The sequence below is a fragment of the Sporosarcina sp. USHLN248 genome (assembly GCF_037144575.1).
GTDB classification, from domain to species: Bacteria; Bacillota; Bacilli; order Bacillales_A; family Planococcaceae; genus Sporosarcina; species Sporosarcina contaminans.
In genome coordinates, this window is sequence record NZ_JBBCZC010000054.1 from 1 (window position 1) to 20978 (window position 20978).

The following is a 20978-nucleotide window of genomic DNA, read 5'->3' on the forward strand; positions in this document are numbered from 1 at the left end:
TGGGTAAAGGATCTTCTTGTTCTTTTTTCGGTCATTGTAGTCTCCTCATTTCTATTAGTTGTATTCTACAAGACCTTAATTTTTCTGTCCATCTAAGTGTAGCCTATCCATAGTGAGTATAGTTTATCAATACAGGTGAAAGCGATAGAGGAATATATTAATAATCAAAATTGGCAGTTGTGCAAGATTTATAAAGATGAAAATAGTTTGGGACCGGGATTAAATGTGGGACTTCAGAGAACGATAGAAGATGCTAAAGAAGAGAAGATTGATGTAATCATTTCTATGACAGCTTCCCGTTTATTCAGATACTACGAACAAGCAATTCCCCTAAAGGATCTTTGTCAACAACAAGAGGTTAACATTATTACATTAGATAATTGTGCTAATACTTTTGAAGGGAATTACGGGTTAATTCATAGCCCCCTTTATTCCTGATTAACTTGGATATATCCAAATAATAAGAAATGGACTTACAATGTAAATGAGTAAAAGTATAAATAGAAAATTCTCTAATAATTAATAACCAATCATCCGTAGTAATCATTTAGTCAAAATTAAATAATTGCTACGGATTTTTGACTTTAAAACAATACAACAGAACAAAATGGCAACCAAAGACCGAATTACTATTAATTTATCCCACTAAATATGTGTGGTTCAAATTTAAACGAAATACACTAGAAAAGATGGATGTCAAGCTATTTGCCTTTGTTTAACCACCATTTTGTGACATAATAGAATAGAGTATGTCTACATATTTAAAGATATTTCAGAGGTGGCTCTAGGATGAAAAAAATTTACGATTTAATAGTAAATAACATTGAAGATAGCGATATACAGGATCGACGTGTTTCAAAAAGAAACTTAGCAAAAGTTATTTATTATCGATTAATGATAGCGCGACTTGGTGAAGAAGACAATAACTTTTGGTGGGAATCCCGTATCTTAGGTACAGTAGGTAGAATGAATCTTATGCCTTTTTTACCACGAACTTTTTACCAACAAAGACTAGATATGGCTCAAAAAAGTGTTCGGCAGAAAGAACTTCATAGTATAAGTGTTAATAAGGTAATAACCCTATTTCATTTTGGATATGACTTTGAAAAAAAGGTATATGGACCAGCTGTAGAAATGCTCGCATCAAGAAAAGAATGGAAGAATATCCTTCATGAAATAGAAACAATAGAAAATTATTCATTCGAACCACACTGGGCTAGGGACTTTTTTAATGAACCACGTTTGGATACATTTGATAATGTATCAGGGGAATCATATGAATTAGGCTCGAAAAGAAGGCACTTTTATATACATAATGAAGAATTAGAAGAGGTTATCCATCAATTAATTTCCGTCTATGATTATGCTAGGAAAGGCCAAGTCACAATACCGTATTTTAAAAGGGTTGCTGTAAATTAATGATTAAGAAATATACTGCTGATTTAAAAACAACTGGAGCAGTTCTTGAGGATTCGCTTAGAATTCTTATTAGACTGTCCGAATTGAATAGCATTGAGGCATTGGAAGATGAATTATTTGAGAATAATTTGTTGCTTAAAGCATCAAAACGCCGGATTGAGAACGTATATGGTTCAATTAAAAAGAGGTATTTACAGGATTTTCAAGATAAACCTGTATCTGAAGCTCCACTCTTATTGGCTATACAAAATATGAATAAAGAAGAGGCCTTTTATCTTCTTTATTATCATATGTGTTTATCGGACAAGGTATTGTATGACTTTGTAGTTGAAGTTGTTTTCCAAAAGTACATCAAGGGCTTTTTAGGAGTCTCAAGTGATGATGCGGGAGAATTTTTAATAACTTCTTCTATAGAGCATGAAGAAATGAAAAATTGGTCCGAAAGAACCTACAAGGATTTAAAAAGTGCTTTGATAACCGTTTTACTTGAAACAGGCTTCCTCTCAAATAGACGTAATCCAATATTTAATGAAAATGTATATTTTTCAAATAGAATCTTTGGTTATGTGCTTTATTTTAATAAAGATTGTATTTTGACACTTGACGACTATTACAACCACAATGATTTTAAATTATTTTTACAAGATAAACAACAAAGAAAGATGATGTTAAAGGAACTAGAGCTAAGTGGAGTTATTTACTTAGAAGAAAATAAAGAGACTGATATACATTATAAGTTTCCATCTTTAAAGGAGTTTGTTGTCCAATATGTTGTCGGAGAAAATTAATCAAGTCAAAAATATGCTTATTAATGATCAAATAGCATGGAGCCGCCAATCAGGTGTACCCTTTATGCTTGTTGCGATTAGTCCCAGTGAACAATTATATATAAAGCCTAAACTTGAAGAAATAGAGCAGGAAGGTAAAACGCAAGGATATAAAGTCGAAGTTGTTAATCTGGAAAAATTACTTTATAAACTTTTATTAGAAGATGAAAACGGTGATTTAACAGAGCTTTATGAATTTGAAAAAGAAGATTATCCTGAATTAATGAAGGAATTGCAGAATACGATGCTTAACATCCTATATGAATGGATTTTAGAAAGAGCAGAAAAATTGGGAGAAAAAGGACGAATGATATTCACTCGTGTTGGCTGTACAGCACCACACTTTAGACTCATTCAATTACTTTCTAAACTGGAGAATAAGGTATCGATACCGCTATGTTTTTTTGTTCCCGGTACAGTTAATTCAAGGAAGTTTATAATGCTCGATGATGTTGATATTAGTGGATCTAGAGCATTTTATTTATAAAGGGGTGAGACGATTGACTAAGATACATGAAATATTTCGAGAAAATATTAAACGTGATATTAATCCAGTAGTCAAAGTTCAAGATGAAAATTTAGCCCATATTCGTCAGGAGCTAAATGAGTATGTTATAACAGATCAAATACGAGATCACTTTAAAAAGGCGTTTACTAATTATTTGAGTGGTAATGATTATTGTTATTGGATTTCAGGCTGGTTTGGATCAGGTAAATCCCATTTCACTAAGCTGTTAGGGCATGTTCTTGGAAATTATGAATTTGGAGATTCAACTAGTTCGGAAGTGTTTTTAACAAGAGATGAATCAAAAGATCTTCAAACACTTATCGAAGAAATCCGTACAGAATATGAAACGGAAATTCTAATGTTCGATATCTTGGAGGAAACTGCTTATGACAGTAATAATCAGCAGCAAAGTATTTCTATTACTATTTACAAACAGTTTCTTTCTTATTTAGGATTCTATAGCCATATTCTTTGGGTTGGTGAATTAGAATTTGATTTATATGAGTCCGGGTTATATGAGAATTTTAAAAAAGAATTCGAAAAGATAAGCGGTAAGTCTTGGGAGGATGCGCGTAAAAAGCCTTCTCGTCAAAAGACTAAAATTGCAAAGACACTTTGCAAGATTAAACCGGATGACTATCCTTCTGAAACAATTGCGATGGACATTATTAATGATATTAAAGATGACTTTTCTATGTCTCCAAAAAGATTAATTGAAATATTCAAATCTTATATTGAAAAGGAATCCTATGATTCAGGAAAAGAAAAAAGGTTATTTCTGTTAATCGATGAAATGGGACAGTTTATGGCAAGAGATGATCAAAAAATTAGTGAGCTTCAAGGAATAGCACATCAGGTTGAGGTAACCGGGCAAGGAAAGATATGGCTTGGTGTTACTGCACAAGAAGAGTTAAAAGCCGTTGTTGAAGATGCAATTAAGTTTAATACGGAATTAGGAAAAATTGCTGACCGCTTTGGAGTGAAGATACACTTAACACCTGAGAACTTAGATACAGTTCTTTATGAACGTGTATTAAAGAAAACATCAGAATCAAGTTCAATTTTAGAAAAAGAATATGAGGAATATTCGGGAAAGCTTGTTTCTGTGTTGCAATTTCCTGATGCTGATCGGAAGTTACCAGAGTTAACAAAAGAATACTTTGTGAATGCGTATCCGTTTTTCCCTTATCAGTTAGGAATTATAAAAGATATTTTTGTAAAGTTCCTACAACGTACAGAATCAAATAAAAAACATGGCGGAACCAATCGTAGCATGATTAAAACAACTCAAGGAATATTAATAAACCCGGAGAATCACTTTGATGCAAGGGAAATCGGAAGTTTCGTAACGTTAGATCAGGTCTATGCTGAAGCAAGAGCTTCTGATTTTGTCCCTTCAACTGTTATCGATGCTATAAACGAAGTCGATAAAGCTGATCCGGAAAACCCTAAATTCACAAAAAAGGTGTTGAAAGTATTATATCTCCTTGATTCAATTAACTATTTACCAAAAACATTAGATAATTTAACGAAAATGCTTTTCAGTAGTATAGAACTTAATTTTCATGAACTAAAAGAAATGGTTGAATCTTCTCTTCAAAAACTCAGCAAGGCTGGTTTTGTGGAGAGAGAGGGTGAAGTATATAGTTTTTTATCACCGGAAGAGCAGAATTTCCGTCATGAAGTACTTGCAGAGCAGGAAGAAGTTCGAACAAGAGATATTATGAAATATGTAAGGGATACAGTAAAAGATATATTTAACCAAAATAGGGTTTTATATAAACAAATACGTCCTTTTCCTATTAATCTGATTGCAGATGATGAAAAGTATGCCAATGGTACGGAAATTTCATTTGAAGCCCTAAGTCCGGTAATCCTATTTAATGATGAGACTCTACGTGATAAAAAGAAACGGGAATCGATAAGAGAAGAAAAATGCATTTATTGGTTATCTCATCCTAATGAAGAGATTGAAGATATGATTAAGGAATATCTAGCACGTGAATCTACAATAGGTAAACAAAGGGAAAAAGCAGATGAAGAAAGAATGTTCTTTTTACGAAAGGAAGAGCAAAAAAATCAAAATTTAGCTTTAGAAATTAAAAGGAAAACAAAGGTAACTTTTATAGCAGGATCGTATTTATTCAGAGGAAAAGAATATGATTTACCAAACGGAGAAGAAGTTAAAGCAATATTTGATTCATTAATAAGTATTGTAATTCCAACAGTTTATACGCGTTTTGACGATGCAGCAGTAAAAATTAATGTTTCACATATAGAGGAAGTATTTAAACAAAATATTCACTCGGCATCTGAGGTATTTAAGGAATTAAATATTTTGGATAATGAGCATCAAATTAATTCAAGTTCAAAGGTATTAAATGAAGTTTTAACAGAAATTAAGTCTCGCTATAAGCGATTTGGGGTTTGCACTGGAAGCGATATTTTGGATTACTTTCAAGGAAATCAATACGGTTGGGATAGTATGGCAATTAGATTTTTTGCTGCAGCACTGTTTCGTGGAGGTTTTATCGAACTAGAACTAAAAGGTAAATCAATCAGAAGTTATACTGAATCTGGTGTAAAAGAAATATTTGAGAAAGAACCTCATTTTAAGTCATGCCAGTTCATAGAAGTTAAAAATGTTGATCCCGCAATACGTCAGCAATGCAAAAAAATACTAGAATCAGAATTTGGGGAAAATGTTTCGGCTGATACAATTCCGGAGTACTATGATAAGTGCATTAGAGTTTCTAACAGTATTTTAATTAGACTAAGAGGTTTAATTGTTACAGCCAAAGAAAATCAGTTATCGATTGTCGACGAATTAAAGAATTTGGAAAAAGCTTATAAGGAAATTGTAAATAAAAAGCAATCTAGTGAAGTTATTATTACCTTTGTTGATAAGTATCAACAATTAAAAGATGAAATGAATCTGATGAAAAAATTCAATAATTTCGTTGAAAATGGTCATATGGACTCCATTCAAGAAATGGCAAGATTCATTTCAGATGTTTGGTTGCCTCAACATTTTCCAAAGGAAGAAGAGCAGGAAGAGAAAGTTCAATCTATTCTTAGTGAGATATCATCAAGTAGATTCATTGATAATTGGGTAGATATTCAAGGTGACTTTTTAAAAATCAAAAATTATTATGATAAATATTATAAAGAGCTTCATTCTAGAGTAATGGAAAAAATAGAAGAGATAATGAATGAGATTGAGCAGTTTCCGAAATTTAGATCATTTGATGTGTTTGAACAGAGAAAAATCTTATTACCAGTAAGTAAACATTATGAAAAGGAAGTTCCGCGGGATAAGCACCGTAACTATGATTATCTAGAGCAATTAGAAAATGCGTTACCAAGTTATAAGCAAAGTTCCATTGGAACTTATGGAGAATATCTCGAAAAATTAAATCGTTTTACGGATATAACATCAGAAGATGATGTAGATGATTTGGAAGCCAAGAAGCCTACTTTTAAACAGGTCCAAATTAGTGACATAATGAAAATGAAGAAAATTTCTTCTGAAGAAGAGATTCAGGACTATTTAAGAACCTTAGAAGTGAAACTCAAGGAAGAATTGAAGCGTGTTGATTATTTCTTCTTATCTTAATTGAGATAGGAAAGGGTTGGTAAAATGAAACCAGAACAAAAAAAGGCAATTAATCGTACGATATTAAATTGCAGAGGTATTTTAGAAAGTGATATAGAAAACCGTCTCGTTACTTATGGTATTCTACTAGCCGAACCTTGGATTGAAAAGGATAAATTATCACTTTCAGATGAGGAAGAGCAAATCTATAAAGACCTTCGTGATGCTATTTCTAAGGAGATGAAGGGTGGGCTTTCTGAAAAGGAGGCCCTTATCTCCTATATTCGTGAGGTTACTTATACATATATAAATCGTATAGCCGCTCTCCGAGCAATGGAAGTTAGAGGGCTAATGGAAGAAGTGCTTATTCAAAGGGAAGAATACAGTAATCGTTCTTATGGACATCGGAATTTCTTTGAAGTTGCACGTGAATTTTGTAAGTCCCAATCCGATGAGGGTTTGTCTTATTTTATTTCTTTAATATTTAATGAGATTTCGTCCGATATAGGGCTATTATTTAATACGGAAGACGAATATTCAATAATTGGGCCTAGTAACCAAGCATTATTGGAGATTATTCATCAATTAACTACTGAAATTGATGAAGAGTCATGGAAACAAGATGAGATAATTGGTTGGATTTATCAATATTTCAATGAAGAAGAAAAAGATGACGTTTTTGACCGTCTATATAATAAAAAAGAGAAGATTAAAAGTATTGATATACCGGCTGCGACCCAATTATTTACTCCGGATTGGATTGTTGACTGGATTATAAATAACTCTTTAGGGAAATTACGTGAAGAAATAATAAATGGTGAAAGAGAGCATAAAAAGCTTGAGGAGATTAAACTATTAGACCCCGCATGTGGAAGTGGTCACTTTCTTATCAAAGCATATGATTTATTCTATAAATACTATGTTGAAGAAGGTTATCCAAAAGAAAAAATTCCGTTTTTAATATTAAGTAATAATCTTCATGGGATAGATATTGATGCTAGAGCAATTCAGCTCACAGCACTAATATTGTATATAAAAGTAAGAGTATCATTAAAAGAAGCGGCAATAAATGAAATAAAAGAAAATCAAATTACAGTAAATCTCGTATGTGCCGATGCTGTTCTATTAAATGGCGATCGTTTGGCTAAAATGAGAAAACAATTTGAAAATAATCCTACAGTTCTTCAAATGATTGAAATTATTTATGATGAATTTACTGATACACGCTTAAAAGGAAGCTTGATACAACCTGAAAAAAGGTTATTACCTTTAATTGAGGATTATAAGCAGAAAAAACAAAAGGAACTAGAAAAGAAAAGTAAAAATGAAGATTTAGGACTTTTTGAAGGGCTTGTAGATTTTAGTGAAGAACAAGATGAGTCGGTTCTCTCACGAAGCGAAGAGGAATTGTTCCAGTACTTAGAGCAAGTATATATTCAGGCTACAAAAGTTAATGATATTAATAATCAACTCTTTGCAAATGAAGCTAGAAAGTCTGTTCTTTTACTTAACATTTTCTTGCAAAAATACGACGTTGTTGTGACAAATCCACCTTATATGGGAAAAACGAGTATGAATGAGGTTCTAAAGAATTTTGTAAATGATAATTATAAAAATGCTAATCAAGACCTTTATTCAATATTTATAATACGAGTAATGGATTTTTTAGACGATAAAGGATTAATGGGTATGATAACTCAAGAATCGTTTATGTTTATTAAGTCGTATATTGAACTCAGAAGGTTTATTCTAAATAGTTTCTTCATTTATAAATTCGCACATTTAGGAACTAGAGCTTTTGATGATATCAGTGGTGAACGAGTAAGTACATCTATGTTTGTTCTAGAAAAAGGTAAATCAATCAATGATGATAGCCTTTTCATTAAATTAGATAATTATTCTAATTCAATTGAGAAAAGTACTAATTTAGAAAATGAGGATAACTTCTTTTTAGTTAACCAAGAATTTTTCTCGAAACTAGAAGGTTATCCATTCCTATATTATTTACCAGACAAAGTTAAGCAAATTATTTCCAAGAATTCTTCATTTACCGACCTATTTGGAGAAGCAAAAACAGGAATAAATACAGGCTATAATGATTATTTTGTTAAGTTTTGGTGGGAGATAAACGGTGAATCTGAAAGAAACTTTGTGCCATATGCTAAAGGGGGAGGATCAGAGAAGTTTTATGGTGCATTAAAGAGTGTTGTTGATTGGCGTCCAGAAAAAATGAAGGAGTATAAGGGCTGTAGGTTAATGAATCAAAGCCTGTTTTTTAAGGAAGGGCTGACTTTTTCGGGCGTAGGAAGTAAGGGATTTGGTGTAAGGTATTTACCGCAAGGACATATTTTTGATTCAGGGGGATCTTTTATTAATACAAAGAACAATGTTGATAAATTTTATGTCCTCGGAATATTAGCTTCTAATTTTGTTGATTATTTATTAGATATATACAATCCAACTATAAACTTTAAAAATAATGATATACATCGATTACCATCAAAGCTTGATGAAGAGTTCCAGAAAAGAATATCCGGCAATGTGAAGGAGATTATTAAGTTAAAGAAACAGATGCTATCTTATGATGATACAGAGAAAGACTTTGATATAAATAATTATCTTAATAGCAATATGCTATTTACCGACTTTATTAAAAGGTTACTTGAAATAGAAAAAGAATATTTAATTTTGGTTAATAAGAATAACTCACTTGTTTTTGATTTGTTTAGTATAGATGATCAAACAAAAGAGTTGATAAATAATGAGGTCAGAAATATAAGGAAAATTGCTGAATTCTTACCAAGTGAAGCAGATTTTGAAAAGTGGTATGATAAGGTAAGCAAAAACATAGATCGACTTGAACTAATTCAATACTTAGAGAAAAATAATCTTATACCAAATAAAATTTCAAAGGATTATTTTGTTAGTTTTGCATCCATTATAGTTGGAGTGATTTTTGGAAGGTGGAAGGTTGAGGAATTTAATAAGATAAACAGTGACGGAGTTTTAGTTATGAATGAAAGCTTTATTGAAGATTACTTTTATGAAGTAGTGGAAATTATTTGTGGTGAAAGCAACATTGAAACAATAATTGATGAGGAAATTCCAGAAATAATAGGACAAGATTTATTAGAATGGTTTAAAAAGGATTTTTTCAAAGAACATATAAAGAAAGAGCAGTATCAAAATAGGCCAATATACTGGCATATTTGTAGTCCAAATAAAACATTTAATGCACTATTGTACTATCATTCATTAACATCTGATACGCTTTATAAGTTAAAATCAGCTCACTTAAAGCCAATATTGGATAATTCACACGAAGATTTGAACTTTTATCGCAAAAAGATGGCCTCTGCGGATGATAAAAAGCTTGCGAAACAGTTTGAGAAGAGAGTAATTGAAATAGAAAAACAAATTACCGACTTAGAAGAATTCGATAGACAAATAGATGACATTATTGCGTCTGGTTATGAGCCGGATATTGATCAAGGAGTTTTATATAATATCAAACCGTTGAACCCGATCTTGGCGAAAAAAATCGAAAAATAATCAGCGAAGGGAGGTACAATTGAAGCACCTGCAGTGTTTTGTAGGTGTTTTTATAAAATTATGAAAAAGTCATTTTATGATATGGTCGCAGAAGACCTTAACAAACACTTTCGAAAAAGTTCAGTTGTTATTTGGCTGGATAGGTATCAATCGTTTATAACTGAATACGAAAGATTCATTAAGGAAGAAAGCTTAAATCGGTTCGTTTTTGAGGGGAGCTTTTTGCAGTTGCGACACAAAATTGTCCAGTATTCCCCAAATTTTGAGAACCGTGTATTAATATACATACCCGGCAATTATAGCAATTTAACAATGTTAAAGGAATATGTCTTTTTGGCAGAAATATACGATGATACCATTAGAGATATTTTATCAAAACACTACAATATTAATCTGCCTTTGAATAAAAGTGAACGTTTGCAAAAGCAATTATTGTTTATTAAAACAAAGTGGGATATCTTATCAGATGACTTACTTGAAAATTTGAATGAGGAAAAAATAGGGCAGTTTATTTTACAGAGCCACTTATCAATGGATGAACTTGATAAAAAGGAAACAATATTGCGTTTTATAACAGACAAGACCTACTATCAAACATTAAAAGAGCTAGAGAATTTACAGGCTTTTTCTCAACTGGCCGATGAATATTATGGCTTTTTTATTAACGAGCAACAGACTTATGAAGAGATTGTTGCGACAATAGCTAATACATTAATTAAAACTGAACTGTCATTGGATATTCAAGATGAGAACTATACTACAGATTCCAAAATAAAACATAGACGAAGTGAACTGTTTAACCTTTGGTCACAGCACGATTATTATCGTAGTCACTTTGAAGAGTGGTCGAAAGAGACATCAAATGAATTTAAACAACAAATTTCGTTGAAAGAGACAGAAGAGTTATATTCAATAAAAGGTTTTTCAGTAATCGATGAGGAGTTATGGCGGCGGATCTCAAAACGGATTTTACCGGGTGAATTAAATATTGACGTTTTAACGCAACCTTCAATTGACCAATTTATTCTTATTGCAGAGGCCCGGATCACAAGGGCAACTGATAATGAGTTTATCAATAAATGGAGTTCATTAGCTCAGCTATTACATTTTATTATGGAACTGAACAAGTTTAAGGTTTATATTAACCAAGTTCCTCAGTTTGAAAATCCTGAAGGTATTGTTAAAGAATATATTCAACAAAAATGGTGGGCCATTGATTATCGATTTAGGAAAGCCGAAGAACAATACCAATCAAATGAACCACTTATTTTTGCTCTTATTAAGTATGCTAATGGGCAATACATACATCAGTTTTTAAAACCTTTGAATACTCAATTTCAACAAAGCTTTGAGTCAAAACGAGATTATTCAATAGAAGGAATAACGCACCAAAGGCATTTTTGGAATGAAAATATAAATGGTTCAAATAAGAAAACGGCAGTTATTTATGTTGATGCACTACGTTATGAAATGGGTACGGAACTACAATCTTTAATTGATGAAGAGTGGGACGTAGAGGTTAAAAGTATGCTTTCTTCCTTACCTTCCATTACGAAGGTGGGGATGACTGCGTTATTACCACTTTCCAATTCAGTTTTGGAATGGAAAAAAGAAAAAGATGACTTTGTTATTTATTCTTCAGAAGATAATACGCAACTAAATACGAAGAAGGACCGTATTAAGCTTCTTGAAACTGTTTTAGGATCCAAAGGAAAGATTGTTAATCTGGAAAGTTTCTATAAGTTGTCTAAGAATCATGTACAAACGGAGATAAATGGTAAGGACACTATTATTATATATTCTAGCGAGATTGATACAACGGGTGAAAATATTGAGGATTCAGCTGTTTATATGTTCCCACATCTATTAAATAAAATAAAAATAGTGACAGAGAACCTATTAAAATCCGGAGTTGACGAAGTTGTTATAACGGCTGACCATGGATTCTTACTAACAAACGGTTTAGAGGGATGGAATCAGGTTTCCTTGCCGAATGACGTAGAATCTGTGAAAAAGTCACGTCGATATGCTATTGCAGATAATAGAGTAAAAGGAGACTGGATTGTTAAGGAATTAGCTTGGTCTCACCATAAAGGTGACTTTTATCAATATTATCCCTCAAGTAATTATTTTTTCACTGCAAGTGGCGGTGCAAAGTTTAGTCATGGTGGATTAACTATTCAAGAAGTTATTATACCGGTTCTTACGGTATCATCAAGGAATATATCGCTAGATTATATAGATGACCCGCGGATAGAGCAACAAGGGGCATTGGACGAAGTGATAAAGGCTGACGAAACAGTAGATATTCAGGATCAAATAAAATCGTTCCTACAGGAGAATAAGGATGATTTAACAAAACGCGAGAAATTCTTGTTAAGTTGTTTCCTAGATAGTTCTAAGTGGAATGAAAATGAACTTTTACAACGGGCGAATACAAAAGGGATTAAATTTAAATCCGTTTTAGTTTCTGAGGCAATGTCGGAGTTGATCAAAAGAATGAAAGATGAGGGTAAAGATTGGTTTAAAATAGAAATGATAAATGGAACAGTGTACGAATACTCTATAAAGTAGGTGGAAAAGTGGATATTAAAATAGGTGAAACTATATTGCGTGCTTTAAGAAACGGTACAGTTCCAAATGTAGGAACCCACTTATTAATAGCGGGAAATAAGGAAGAAAGAAGACATTTAAATAATGAGTTAGAATATATTTCATTTGATAATGATGGACATGCTGGATTTAAATTCTTATATGGTCCATACGGTTCTGGTAAGTCATTCCTATGTGAAGTATTAAAGGAGGATGCGCTTGAAAATAATTATGCTGTCTCCGAAATTGTAATTAGTAAATCCGTCCAACTCCAAAACTTTGAAACAGTTTATCAAGCAATTATGACTGGCCTTAGAACTAAAAATCAACGGGAATACTCAGCATTTAGACAAGTTATTCAAGAATGGCTTTCTAAGGAAAAAAAGGATATTATTCGAAAATACGACCTTGATCCAGATGAGCGTGATGAAGATGAAGAACAACTCATGAATTTATTGGAACAAAAGATAAGTGATGAACTTTCAAAAGCCAACGCGACATCGCCCGGTATTGTTCAAGCCTTTCATAGTTTTTATAAAGGGTTAATGGAAGGGGATCGCCAGCTTTCTGATTGGGCGATAGGTTGGATTGCAGGGGATGCCAGTATTGATAGGGTAGCTAAATCTAAAATTGGAGTAACTGGAAAAGTTGATAAAACGAATGCTTTTGAGTTTTTACTTGCCCTTCTCCATATTTTAAAACTTTCAGGCTATAAAGGATTATTAATCATTATTGATGAGGTTGAAACAGTTAGAAAGGAACGCAGGGATATTAGATATCAAGCTTTCGAGAATTTAAGGTTTCTTATTGATATGGTTAGTAAGGATCGCTTAAAAGGGTGCTATATGTTGTTTACAGGCACAGATGATCTTATTGAGAATGAAGACCGGTCTATTAAAGAACATGATGCACTCTTTTCAAGGATAAAACCATTATCATTACAGCGTAAAGAGGGTATCAAAAAGGTTTTCTCAACGCCTCTTTTGAAGCTTAATCGTTTTTCTACAAATCAATTGGTCGAAGTAGCACATAAAGTTCGTCAAATTCACGGGGAAGTACACGATTGGCTGCCAGAAATGGTTATTGATGATGCATTTATAAAACAGTATGTTGAATCATTTACAATAGCTTTTGATCGTGAAGTCTCAGTTTTACCCAGAACATTTTTAAGAGAATTTCTATTTGTGTTGGACGCCGCAAAGGAAGGAAACGATGTTCACTCCTTATTAAATATTAATCCGGAGGTTGTACAAAGAGTAAAACATAACTTTGAAGTTGCCGGTGGAAGAGAAACGGCGGTAGATATTGAATTATGAGTAGTAATTCCTTCTCGCTATTAAGTAATAGGCTACAAACTGGAATCATTGATAAATTGGGATGGAAATCTTTACGAGATGTCCAAGAGGATACGATTTCTGCTATATTGTCGGGTAATAATGCCATTATACAAGCAGCAACTGCTGGTGGAAAAACAGAAGCTGCTTTTTTTCCTATATTGAGTATTATTAACGATGAAGGTTTGCCCCCTCTATCAGTTATTTATATCAGTCCAATTAGAGCATTGCTTAATAATCAGGAATATCGACTAAAAGGTTTAGGGTCATTGGTAGGAATTGACGCGTTTAAATGGCATGGTGAAGTATCAACAGGAGATAAAAGGCATTTTAAAAGGGATCCTGATCATATAATGGCCACAACTCCTGAATCACTTGAGGTTCTTTTAATGAATGGAAGTGAGTTATGTGTTAACTTATTCGAGAATATCCGTTTTATTGTAATTGACGAAATTCATTATTTTGCTAATAATGACCGAGGAATTCAACTGATGTCAATTATAGAAAGAATTCAGCAATATTCAAAGTGTGATATTCAGCGAATTGGACTATCTGCCACAATTGGAAATCCTAATGATTTATTAAAATGGATGCAAGGTTCTAGTAAACGAAACCAGTCTTGGATACAGCCTAATACAAATAGTAAAAGAAAAACTAAGCTTTTTATAAGATATGTTGATGAATGGTCAGAAGAGGAATTGCAAAGCAAAGTAATCCCCATATTGAAACAGCAAAAGAGTTTATTTTTTGCTGATAGCAGGTCTTTAGCTGAAAAAGTTGCAAATACCATAAAAGACCTAGGAGTTCAAAGTAGACTGCACCATTCATCGATATCTAAGATTTACCGGGAACAGACAGAAACACTATTGCAAAAAGAAAGTGAACTAATGGTTGCTTGCACTAGCACAATGGAATTAGGAATTGATGTTGGAGATTTAGATGTTATTCTTCAGTACAATGCTCCCAATACGGTATCTTCTTTTTTACAACGGCTAGGTAGAACCGGAAGAAGAATAGGACGGTCAGCACATTATGAATTTTTAACGGTAAATAAGGAATCTCTATTAAGAAGTATTTCATTAATTGAGTTAGCGCGCGAGAAATGGGTTGAATCCGTTAAAATTCCAACACATGCTTATCATGTATTAATCCAACAAATATTTTCTACTATTAGAGAAAAGCAAGGTGCAACATACGATCAATTAGTGAATTTGATAAATGATAGGACGAATTTTAGTAGTATAAGTGAAGTTAATCTAAAGGAACTGATAGAAGGACTTCTTAAACATGATTATCTATCAAAAGTTGATGGAATTTACTTTTTGTCAGATCAGCTAGAAGAGACCTTTTCACGAAGAAACTTTTTAGAACTATGTTCAGTTTTTGAAACAACTCAAGAGTTCATGGTGAAATATCAAAATCGTGAAGTTGGAACGCTAGATTCTTGGTTTGTAAATGCCTTTTATAAGGAGAATGAACCATTCCATTTTGTATTAAACGGTCAAGTATGGAAAGCAGTTGAAATCGATAAGGAACGATTTATTATTCATGCTAATAAAGCTGAAAAGGGTGCTATCCCATTGTGGCAAGGCTCCGGTCAAAGAACTTCTTTTGCAATTGCACAGCAGATACTTAGAATCTTATCAAGTCATGATAGTTTTCCATATATCGATCAAGACGCTTCTCAAAGATTAAAAGAATATCGTATGGATTTTCAACATTTTGGGATGAAGCTGGGAATGATGGTCATTGAAGAAGAGCCTAAAGGTTTTACCTTAAATACATTTGCTGGTGACGAGGTAAACTATACCCTAGCAACTTTATTAAAACATTATACCGGTGCAGAAGTTAAATCAGATTATCAAAAAGTGAAGTTTAAATTGGAAGGTTACCCTTACGAACGTCTTGAAGAGATTATTGAAGAAATTCAAATTAACGTTACTAGGGAGGAACTCTTCGTATTAGAAAGATATATTGGCGATATTCAGATAGCTAAATTTCAAAAGTACCTACCTGAATTTGCTGAGAAGTCATTTATTGTTGAACAGTTATTTGACTTAGACTTATTACAGAGATATTTATCAGATACTGAAATTGAATATAGAATATTATAAAACAGTTAGAAGGAAAACTAAACGATAAAATTTGATAATTCGGTACAGAATATATTTAAAAAGTAAAAACTATAATAGAAGCAAATAACCAGTACTATTTTGATACTGGTTATTTGCTTATTAATGGGTGATAGTTTAGTCATAAAACGCACCTGTTCTTTACAAATAATTCAGTTTGATTTGGGATATTCAGTAGTAATAATTCTTAACGAGAGTATGCGATTTTCTTAGGATTATTTAGGTGCAAACATGGTAACCAATATTCGTTACTTTAGATAGAAAATCATAACTGAGTGTGTCACTCAGAATGATGGGAGAAGAAAACATACTTTTTAACAGAAGAAATGTATCTTACAATAAAAAAACTAGTGTAGAAAAATCATACAAAATAAGTGGACTGTCAAACATCTTGTTAGAAAAGGGACTTTTCACCTTGTAAATATCTAAAAATATAGACAACTTTTGTAAGAAGTGATTTAAAGTGATATTATTAAATTAGAAATTAGAATTGAAGGTTTACAAATCATTAAATATTAGGAGTTATTATGTTTGAAACAGAAGCTGATTTAGTAGAGTTTTTTATAAATAAAAGGAAAAGCAAGAATACCAAAATAATTACCGAACTCGAAACTAATTTTGGTCGCCCCGATATAGTTGTCATTAAGTTTGACCCTACAATTTTAAGTGAAAGAAGACGAGGTATCTACGATATAAAATTTAAGCGCATACATAGTTATGTACTATCATATTTATACGGTAAATCATGGGTGAAAATGGACTCATTAAATAAATTCTTTTGTTATCCTGAAAAAAGAATACTTTCTCTTCTATTGGAAATGGAGAATATGCATTTAATTAAAATAAAGGGACATCTAGTAAAATCTTATCCTGCGAAAGAGTTATTAGTTATAAAAAGTATAAGTACAGTTGAGGCAAAGTTAACCAATTGGAAGTATGTAATAGATCAGGCAGAAAGACATCTATGGTTTACAAATGATTCATATGTTTTATTGCCTAGACTATCTGAAGCAACCATACATAAAAGTTATGAAAAATGTTTAAAAACTGGAGTTGGAATGTATATAGCTGATGATAAGAACTTATCATGCGAATTGAAACCAGTAAAAAGAGGGAAGTTGATTAATACACCTTTGCTTTGGGAAATTAACGAGAAAATAGTACTGGGGGAATACTGATTTGGCAAACTTAATAGAATTTTGCAGAGAAAGGTTCAAAGACTTAAATGCGATAGAAAAGTTAAGCAGTGGTGGACAGAAAGAGGTATTTGTAGGAGTACATAATAAATATGGTAAAGTAGCTCTAAAACTAATAGAGTTACATAATGAAAGTAATATTAAAAGAGCATTAAGGGAATTAGATATTTCATCTAAACTGAATGGAGAAGAGTTCCCCAACGTGTATGAATTCGACTTTATTGCTGTAGACAATAGGAATTATATATATGTATTGGAAGAATATATTGAAGGAACTACACTAAGAGAATTTATTGTTAATTATTGTCCGAATAGTGAAATGAATGAGATTATAGATATAGGAAATTCTATATTGGTAGGTCTTGAAAAAATTCATTCAAATAATCTAGTTCATAGAGACATTAAACCAGAAAATATTATTTTAGACCATAGCAAGAAAAAAACGTATATATTAGATTTTGGAATTGTAAGGGACTTGACACAAGATTCGTTAACTGCTGATTTGGCTATATTTGGTCCAATGACAATTGGATATGCGGCACCAGAACAAATACAAAATAAAAAGAAGATTATATGTAATAGAACAGATTTATTTTCATGGGGAATAATTATGTATGAAATGATAAAGGGAGAAAATCCGTTTAAGGTTAATGCTAACTCAAACGAAGCTATTTTACATAATACTTTAGTTTTGGATGTTCCAGAATTAGCGACTACAAATGCTAACCTTAATTACATAATAAATAAATGCTTAGAAAAATCTGTACATAGACGACCGGCAACAGCAAGACAAGTAATGAATTTGTTATATTAAAAGGAGGATTTATTATGGCTTTTTTCTTACAGCAAGGTTATGGAATGAAACAGCTGAACGAGGAATTTGCAAATAAATTTAGTAATTTAGGAGTAATATTATCCCCACGTTCATTGCAAAGAAATACAGGTATAGAAAATTTAGAAGAACATTCAAAGAAACTTAAAAAAAGGGTGTAAATATATTATTTGATCCGCAATTCTATGAACCAAGAACGAATTTAGAGAAGATTTTACAATTCCCTTATTTTGAAGGTCTTGATTATTTGACTTTAGAGTTTAATTCTCAAGTGGCATCTAAATTCAGTATAAATTGTTTGAAATATCAAGATTTAACACTTCAAACTGATCAGTTAATTATACCGAATATATACAGTAATTCATTTAACGATGATTGGATTAGTATACAGGAATATTTGATTGATGGTGGATTAAAGTATGATTCTTCAAAGAAAAAGTATTTGAGCCTTCCATTGGGACCAGACTTAATTAGAAATAAAAGTGCCTTTGATGAACTAATCAGCATCTATATCCAATATAAGGACATAGATGGCTTCTATGTTGTATTAAAATCTCCAAGTGACTATTTAATATCTGATGAAAATTATCTATATTCAGTGTTGGATGCATTTACAAGCCTAAATCTATCTGGTAAAGAAATTATACTAGGATATACAAATCAACAAAGCCTAATTTATGGTGCTGCAGGTGTTTCTATAATAGCAAGTGGAAATTATAGAAATGTTAGGACGTTTGATCCAGATATTTTTTATGAAGATGATACAAATGAAGATATAAGAAGAAGAGGGATTTGGTATTATGATCCAAATACTTTAGGTGAATACAGACCACAAGAATTATCGTTAGCCTTTAATAGAGGTTTAAGAAACTTTTTTGATAAAGAATGTGAGTATTGTGAAATGCTATTAAGTAGTGACCAACCTGCGAATATTCCGTGGAATGAACCGCTGCCATTTAAACATTTCCTACTTGAGTTAAGAAGACAATGGTTAGACATTGCAAGAATCCCATTAGATAAACGTATTGATTATATTATAAGTTTTTTTGAGGGTGTTGAAGAAAATAATGAAAGACTAAGAAGTAAAGGTTTTAGATTCGGTAGAAGATCATTTAATAGTGATGTAATTGAAAGTACGTTAAATGCTTTATATGCCTTTAAGTCAGATCGAATATATGATCTAAAACAGTTAAAAGATTATAGTATTATATAGTTGTGTTTTTGTATGAAAATTATTTACTTCTGGATCCTACAAAAAAGCATGATACAAAGAGAAACAGGGGGGACAGACTTCTTGTACTTTACTCTTTTGCTGAATCAGATAACCGTCTTCACGCTTCACTTTTCCTGTTGAATATATGTGGGGTAATAAAAAATGCAAAATGTCTAAGGATTATAATTGGGATAAATAAACAACCTTGATGATTGATTAATATTTTAATTATATTAGTAAATCTATTTAGGTTACGGATGGAAATTCAGCATGTTATATATACCTGTTATGACATTAGGTGTCAAAGTGAATAGGTTTTTAATATTTAATAATAACTAAATAAAGTATATCTTATTATTTAGATGTTTTGGACGGGGATAATTAGTATGGTAAATAAAAATAATAAAGAAGTCGAATATTTATTAAGTAAAATAGATGAGATCTATTATGATGAAAACCAATTTAGAGTAATGATAGAAAAGGAAAAATACATATTTGGGGTAGTTTCAGCAGGGAATGAGCCTTTATCTATTAGTAAAATAGTTCAGTACAATTCCATTTATGAAACTATCTGTGATTTAGATAATAAAATTAAACTTTCGTTTAGAAAAGCAATAGAATATGCATATTCAACAAATGTCCAAGAACAATTTTCACTTATTAGGAATAACTCTATTGAGGAAATTTATAGTTACTATTATATTGAAAATGCATTATTTAGAACGTCTAGTCTATGGGATTTGTTAGCACAAATATATCGTTTATATTATCAAATTGATGTAGAACCTAATAAGGTATATTACAATCGCATATTTGATCCTAATTCACGGTATTCTAAAAAATTTAAAGAGAAAGCTACATTAATATCAAATTATTTGAATCAAGAAGATAATACTAGTATTAATGGAGAATGGCAAGGAAATCATAGTTTTGTTAATAGTTGTCGTAATAAGATGACACATCGTAACTCCCCGAATATTACAGTAATAAGTGATTTTGATGTAAATTTTAAACATCATCCCTCTTACTTATTAAAAAGGATTATTGAAGATTATAATGTTGTTTCAAACTTTATTAGTAATATCTTAGTCGATATTGAGAATGAATTAATAAATGATAAATAAAAGCTATAATATGGGTCACTAGATTTTCCCCATATTATAGGTGTATAACTAAAAAATTCAGTAACTAGATAATTTAAAAGTGAGCATTGGAAAGTAAATCCCAATGCTCATTTTTGCTTCTTAAATCACCACGGTGAACCGTACCATAAGTAAAGGCAGATAAAATTGAAAAGGAACCTATTTAAAAACAGGCTCTTTTTCAATTTTTATCTTCCTCTTTATAAAAACGTTCGCCAGATTCTGGATTGAAGTAAACAACTAATCTTTTATTCGTAATTGGATCAATTGAAATCTCATTTGTCCGGATGAATCCTTTTGGTACTTGCCTGCCGTGTTTTGTTTTGAAACGACGATCCCAAATGAACCATGATCCGATGATTAAAACAATGAGAATAAGGAATTGGATACTGTAAATTCCTATAATCCATGTCATTTATTTATCTCTTCTATAATAACTGCTGTTCCATAAGCTACAATTTCACTCATGTTTTGACCGATTTCACCTGAGTCAAAACGCATCATAATAATAGCATTGGCACCCATTGTGTTTTGCAAGATAAAAGTGCAGAAGAATGCAATGAAAAATACATAAGCTTGCCAGCCTTCATCTGAGTATTCATTTATGTCTAGAAAGTGCGTTTGTTACCCTAAAAC

General features: G+C 31.7%; 15 protein-coding genes and 1 pseudogene. 14 read left to right on the top strand and 2 right to left on the bottom strand.

Annotated features, from left to right (window positions below; all coding sequences use genetic code 11):
* The first annotated feature begins 105 nt into the window (after window positions 1-105).
* From WFH04_RS18385 to WFH04_RS16430, 14 genes are all read left to right on the top strand, one after another.
* The gene (locus WFH04_RS18385) at window positions 106-438 is read left to right on the top strand and encodes a recombinase family protein (protein WP_408020199.1); all 333 of its coding nucleotides are present in this window, start codon (window positions 106-108) and stop codon (window positions 436-438) included.
* A 351-nt stretch (window positions 439-789) separates the two neighbouring features.
* Complete coding sequence (gene brxE, locus WFH04_RS16370; protein ID WP_336825130.1) at window positions 790-1419, top strand: BREX-6 system BrxE protein; 630 nt, start codon at window positions 790-792, stop codon at window positions 1417-1419.
* Window positions 1419-2207 (top strand): BrxA family protein, encoded by a 789-nt coding sequence (locus tag WFH04_RS16375; protein WP_336825131.1) that lies wholly within the window; start codon window positions 1419-1421, stop codon window positions 2205-2207. The genes brxE and WFH04_RS16375 overlap by 1 nt, the downstream gene beginning before the upstream one ends.
* Complete coding sequence (locus tag WFH04_RS16380; RefSeq protein ID WP_336825132.1) at window positions 2188-2733, top strand: BREX protein BrxB domain-containing protein; 546 nt, start codon at window positions 2188-2190, stop codon at window positions 2731-2733. Before WFH04_RS16375 ends, WFH04_RS16380 begins: the two co-directional genes overlap by 20 nt.
* Window positions 2734-2746: 13 nt before the next feature.
* Window positions 2747-6370, top strand: coding sequence for a BREX system P-loop protein BrxC (brxC, locus tag WFH04_RS16385; protein WP_336825133.1), 3624 nt, complete (start codon window positions 2747-2749; stop codon window positions 6368-6370).
* Window positions 6371-6394: 24 nt separating this feature from the next.
* Entirely contained in the window at window positions 6395-9901 is a 3507-nt protein-coding gene (gene pglX / locus WFH04_RS16390; RefSeq protein WP_336825134.1) for a BREX-1 system adenine-specific DNA-methyltransferase PglX, read from the top strand.
* 333 nt (window positions 9902-10234) lie between these two features.
* Entirely contained in the window at window positions 10235-12475 is a 2241-nt protein-coding gene (locus WFH04_RS16395; RefSeq protein WP_336825135.1) for a PglZ domain-containing protein, read from the top strand.
* Between the two features lie 8 nt (window positions 12476-12483).
* The gene (locus WFH04_RS16400) at window positions 12484-13809 is read left to right on the top strand and encodes a BREX system ATP-binding domain-containing protein (RefSeq protein WP_336825136.1); all 1326 of its coding nucleotides are present in this window, start codon (window positions 12484-12486) and stop codon (window positions 13807-13809) included.
* A 56-nt stretch (window positions 13810-13865) separates the two neighbouring features.
* A complete protein-coding gene (locus tag WFH04_RS16405; protein ID WP_336825137.1) occupies window positions 13866-15941 on the top strand; it encodes a DEAD/DEAH box helicase in 2076 nt (691 codons plus the stop codon).
* 545 nt (window positions 15942-16486) lie between these two features.
* A complete protein-coding gene (locus WFH04_RS16410) occupies window positions 16487-17137 on the top strand; it encodes a hypothetical protein (protein ID WP_336825138.1) in 651 nt (216 codons plus the stop codon).
* A gap of 1 nt (window position 17138) precedes the next feature.
* Window positions 17139-17969, top strand: a complete 831-nt coding sequence (locus WFH04_RS16415) for a serine/threonine-protein kinase (RefSeq protein ID WP_336825139.1) — start codon at window positions 17139-17141, stop codon at window positions 17967-17969.
* A gap of 14 nt (window positions 17970-17983) precedes the next feature.
* On the top strand, window positions 17984-18148 hold the full coding sequence (locus WFH04_RS16420; RefSeq protein WP_336825140.1) for a hypothetical protein: 165 nt from the start codon (window positions 17984-17986) through the stop codon (window positions 18146-18148).
* An 86-nt stretch (window positions 18149-18234) separates the two neighbouring features.
* Window positions 18235-19200 (top strand): hypothetical protein, encoded by a 966-nt coding sequence (locus WFH04_RS16425; RefSeq protein ID WP_336825141.1) that lies wholly within the window; start codon window positions 18235-18237, stop codon window positions 19198-19200.
* Window positions 19201-19586: 386 nt separating this feature from the next.
* Window positions 19587-20324 (top strand): hypothetical protein, encoded by a 738-nt coding sequence (locus tag WFH04_RS16430; protein ID WP_336825142.1) that lies wholly within the window; start codon window positions 19587-19589, stop codon window positions 20322-20324.
* A 199-nt stretch (window positions 20325-20523) separates the two neighbouring features.
* Here WFH04_RS16430 and WFH04_RS16435 read toward each other — a convergent pair whose 3' ends face one another.
* On the bottom strand, window positions 20524-20757 hold the full coding sequence (locus tag WFH04_RS16435; protein WP_336825143.1) for a hypothetical protein: 234 nt from the start codon (window positions 20755-20757) through the stop codon (window positions 20524-20526).
* Window positions 20754-20867: pseudogene (locus WFH04_RS16440) on the bottom strand (heavy metal-binding domain-containing protein); the annotation flags it as partial. The gene WFH04_RS16435 and the pseudogene WFH04_RS16440, both read right to left, overlap by 4 nt.
* Between the last annotated feature and the right edge of the window lie 111 nt (window positions 20868-20978).

Excerpts from the sequence above, each read along its gene's own strand:
- WFH04_RS16380 (WP_336825132.1), top strand. The coding sequence starts at position 2,188 with ATGTTGTCGGAGAAAATTAATCAAGTCAAAAATATGCTTATTAATGAT.
- WFH04_RS16435 (WP_336825143.1), bottom strand. The coding sequence starts at position 20,757 with ATGACATGGATTATAGGAATTTACAGTATCCAATTCCTTATTCTCATT.
- WFH04_RS16430 (WP_336825142.1), top strand. The coding sequence starts at position 19,587 with ATGGTAAATAAAAATAATAAAGAAGTCGAATATTTATTAAGTAAAATA.
- brxE (WP_336825130.1), top strand. The coding sequence starts at position 790 with ATGAAAAAAATTTACGATTTAATAGTAAATAACATTGAAGATAGCGAT.
- WFH04_RS16410 (WP_336825138.1), top strand. The coding sequence starts at position 16,487 with ATGTTTGAAACAGAAGCTGATTTAGTAGAGTTTTTTATAAATAAAAGG.
- WFH04_RS16375 (WP_336825131.1), top strand. The coding sequence starts at position 1,419 with ATGATTAAGAAATATACTGCTGATTTAAAAACAACTGGAGCAGTTCTT.
- pglX (WP_336825134.1), top strand. The coding sequence starts at position 6,395 with ATGAAACCAGAACAAAAAAAGGCAATTAATCGTACGATATTAAATTGC.
- WFH04_RS16420 (WP_336825140.1), top strand. The coding sequence starts at position 17,984 with ATGGCTTTTTTCTTACAGCAAGGTTATGGAATGAAACAGCTGAACGAG.